The sequence below is a fragment of the Clostridium malenominatum genome (genome assembly GCF_039521365.1).
Classification (GTDB): Bacteria; Bacillota; Clostridia; order Clostridiales; family Clostridiaceae; genus Clostridium_AW; species Clostridium_AW malenominatum.
In genome coordinates this window covers 1-3248 of record NZ_BAAACF010000005.1, presented here as the reverse complement: position 1 = coordinate 3248, position 3248 = coordinate 1, and the positions used below count along the sequence as shown (strand labels likewise).

Genomic DNA, 3248 nt, shown 5'->3' with positions numbered 1-3248 from the left:
GGTTAAGCTTCATAGCGCCGATGATACTACAAGGGCAGCCTTGTGGGAAAGTAGGTCGTCGCCAGGTTGATTATGATTCACTAGCTCAGTCGGTAGAGCACCTGACTTTTAATCAGGTTGTCCGGGGTTCGATTCCCCGGTGAGTCACCAAACCCTATCACATTAAGTGGTAGGGTTTTTTTGTTACAAATAATTTCATATATATACATATTAATTTAACAACAATATGGTATAATATACTTATTTAAATAGTAAAAATATTCAAAATTGGAGGGGTTTATATGGCATTTAAAGAAAATATAAGAGAGAACTTAACTTCAGGATTTTCTAAAATAGTTAAAACTGTAGGAGAAGGAGCGGCTACGGTAGCTAAAAAATCAGGGGAAATAGTTGAAATATCTAAGTTAAATTTAAGTGTATCTACAGAAAAAAACAACATAGAAAAACTATATAGAGAAATTGGAGAAATGGTTTTTGAAAAATATGCAAATGGAGAAGCTGTAGATTTAGATTTAGAAAAACCTTGTAAGGAAATAGAGAATTCAAATAATAACATTAAGGAAATTAAGGAAAAGATTGAAGATATAAAAAATAATAAAGAATACGAAGATAGTGAAGAAGAGTATGGTGAAGAAAATGATGAGGAAGATGATTGCTGCTGTTGTGAAGATGAAATAGTTGCAAATTGTGAAGGTAATATTTGCAATTTTGAAGAGCCTAAAATTGAAGAAGACATAATAAAGTAATACGAGAAAGAGGTCTTAGATTAAATTTTTTAAGACCTCTTTTAATTTATGCCAATCTTGTAAGTACATATCTTTAAATTCATTGCTTCTATTATAAATTAAAGATGAAGGGTGATACATTGGAAAAACATTTCTATTGATTTTAGTACTTAAAATAAGATTTCCATGACACTCTCCAATAGAGTTAAAATCTGTAATGGTCTTTAAGGGGGTGTTGCCTAGTGTAATTATTAACTTAGGATCAACTAAGTTAATCTCTTCATTTAATATGTCTGTGAATAATTTAATTTCAGAGGACTTTGGACTTCTATTACTTATAGAGGGTTTTCCTGAAACGCTTTCTTTAATTTTTATGGGTCTAAAATAGCAAGCATTTGTAATTCTAATATTATCTCTATTAAGCCCTACTAAATTTAAATAATGTTCGAAGTTTTTACCGGCCATACCTACAAAAGGTTCACCAGATTCTACTTCTGTTTTTCCGGGAGCTTCACCTATGAATAATATTTTGCAAGGCACAGGACCATTACCTGTAATCCAACCTCCTATAGATTCTTCGGTATAACTTTCGCTTATTTCTTTTATTTTTTCTTTCATTAATGATAAACGTTCTTCTATATTCATATTTGTTTAAGAAAGGCGGAGCTTTCTTATCCTCCAATTATTTTTTATTTAATGCTATAATAATGCTGAAAAAAGTCTAGCAACTGCTTCTATAGATTTAGTTAAAAACGGCGTAGAATCATAATCTTTTTCAGTGAGCATTTTGCTAACCTTCAAATCTTCAAGAAACAAATCATTTAATTTTTCAGTTACGTTTTTATTATATATGACAGCATTTATTTCATAGTTTAATTCATAACTACGTATATCCATATTAGCAGTTCCTACTGTAGAAATCTTTCCATCTATAGTCATGACTTTTGAATGTATAAAGCTTTCAGCATCATATAAATATACTTTAGCACCACATCTTATCAGTTCTGCTAAATAAGTTTTAGAAGCATAATATACAGTAAAGTGATCATATTTACCAGGAAATAAAATTCTTACATCGACTCCGCTTAATAAGGCAATCTTAAGAGCGTCCATAATAGATTCTGGTGGAACGAAATACGGAGTAGTGATATATATACTCTCTTTAGCCATTGTAATCATTTTTAACATAGCTTGCATTATAGCAGGGTATGGAGAGTCAGGACCACTTTTTATCAATTGCATTATGCTAGAGTCCTTGTTATCTATTTTAGGAAAACATGAAAAAAAATCGTCTTCCTCTAGGGTTACGTTATCATTGTTAGCCTCTTTTATAGTTAAAAAATCATCTATAAAAACCCCTTGAAGTCCCAAGACAAAATCACCTTTTATCATAAGATGAGTATCTCGCCAATAGCCTAGCTTACTATTTCCTAGATACTCATCTCCAATATTAATACCTCCAATAAAGCCTACCTTTCCGTCAATTATAACAATTTTTCTATGATTTCTATAATTAATTTGTGTATTGATTTTTCTAACTAAGGGTGCTAAAAAATATGAATACTCTACAACATCTATTCCAGCAGCAATCATTTCACTTAAGTACTCTTTACTAAGTTTAATGGAGCCTACTCTATCAATAATAAATCTTACTTTTACACCTTGATGAGATTTTTTTATAAGTAAATTTTTTATCTCATTACCTATTCTGTCATTTTTGATTATATAATATTCTAAATGTATATGGTAATTGGCGTTTTCTATTTCTTTTTTTAACGCTTTAAATTTTTCATATCCATCCTTAAATATAGTTATATCGTTATATATAAACAAGGGTGATTCACTGTTTTGTCCAAGCAATTCAATAAGAGGTATATAGTCTGGATTGTCAATTTTATTTATAACTTTATTTATTAATTCTTTTATTTTAGGAGAAAAATCTTTATTAAGTCTATGGAACTTCCAATCTCTCCCCAAAAATATATATAGAAATAATCCAATAGGAGGCAATAAAACTATAACTAAAAGCCATGCTATGGTTTTTTCGGGACGTTTTCTTTCTAGTAAGACAATTATAATAACTGATAATGTATTTACAAATATTAATGTTGATAAAAAAACTCCGATACTTCTTAAAATAATAAAACCTCCTTATATAATTAATAAATATATATTTATATTATGAAACAATTAGCGTAAATTATATAATGAAATAATGTTAACTAGCAACTTATTCTAGTGTATCATTAATAATAATAATGAGCAATAAAGAGATAATGAAAGTAATAGTAGTCTAATATCATATATTAGGATATTTTAATAATAATATGATATCTAATTATGATAGAATAACAAATGTCGTCGGAAAAAAAGATAAAAATAAAAGAGACGATAAAAAATGTTGACAAAGTGAAAATTATAAGATATAATTTATACACTAATGAAAATTATTGGTCTTTGAAAATTAAACAGAGTACATTAAGCCAGTCGATTCTTTAAAGAATCAAAATAATGGATGATAAA

3 protein-coding genes and 1 tRNA gene are annotated in these 3248 nt (G+C 28.5%); 2 read left to right on the top strand and 2 right to left on the bottom strand.

Translation table 11 applies throughout. From position 1 onward, the window contains the following. The first annotated feature begins 74 nt into the window (after positions 1-74). Positions 75-150: transfer RNA gene (locus tag ABDZ69_RS14330), tRNA-Lys, on the top strand. Positions 151-281: 131 nt separating this feature from the next. Then, complete coding sequence (locus ABDZ69_RS14325) at positions 282-746, top strand: hypothetical protein (RefSeq protein WP_343770699.1); 465 nt, start codon at positions 282-284, stop codon at positions 744-746. A 15-nt stretch (positions 747-761) separates the two neighbouring features. Here the strand turns inward: ABDZ69_RS14325 and ABDZ69_RS14320 are convergent, their stop codons facing one another. Together ABDZ69_RS14320 and cls are read right to left on the bottom strand one after the other, a co-directional pair. Then, positions 762-1370 (bottom strand): uracil-DNA glycosylase, encoded by a 609-nt coding sequence (locus ABDZ69_RS14320; protein ID WP_343770698.1) that lies wholly within the window; start codon positions 1368-1370, stop codon positions 762-764. A 54-nt stretch (positions 1371-1424) separates the two neighbouring features. Next, positions 1425-2864: a cardiolipin synthase gene (gene cls / locus ABDZ69_RS14315; RefSeq protein ID WP_425544660.1), complete on the bottom strand. Its 1440-nt coding sequence runs from the start codon at positions 2862-2864 to the stop codon at positions 1425-1427. Positions 2865-3248: the final 384 nt, after the last annotated feature.

What these genes read in the sequence shown, in the direction of transcription:
- ABDZ69_RS14325 (WP_343770699.1), top strand. Translation starts at nt 282, where the DNA reads ATGGCATTTAAAGAAAATATAAGAGAGAACTTAACTTCAGGATTTTCT.
- ABDZ69_RS14320 (WP_343770698.1), bottom strand. Translation starts at nt 1,370, where the DNA reads ATGAATATAGAAGAACGTTTATCATTAATGAAAGAAAAAATAAAAGAA.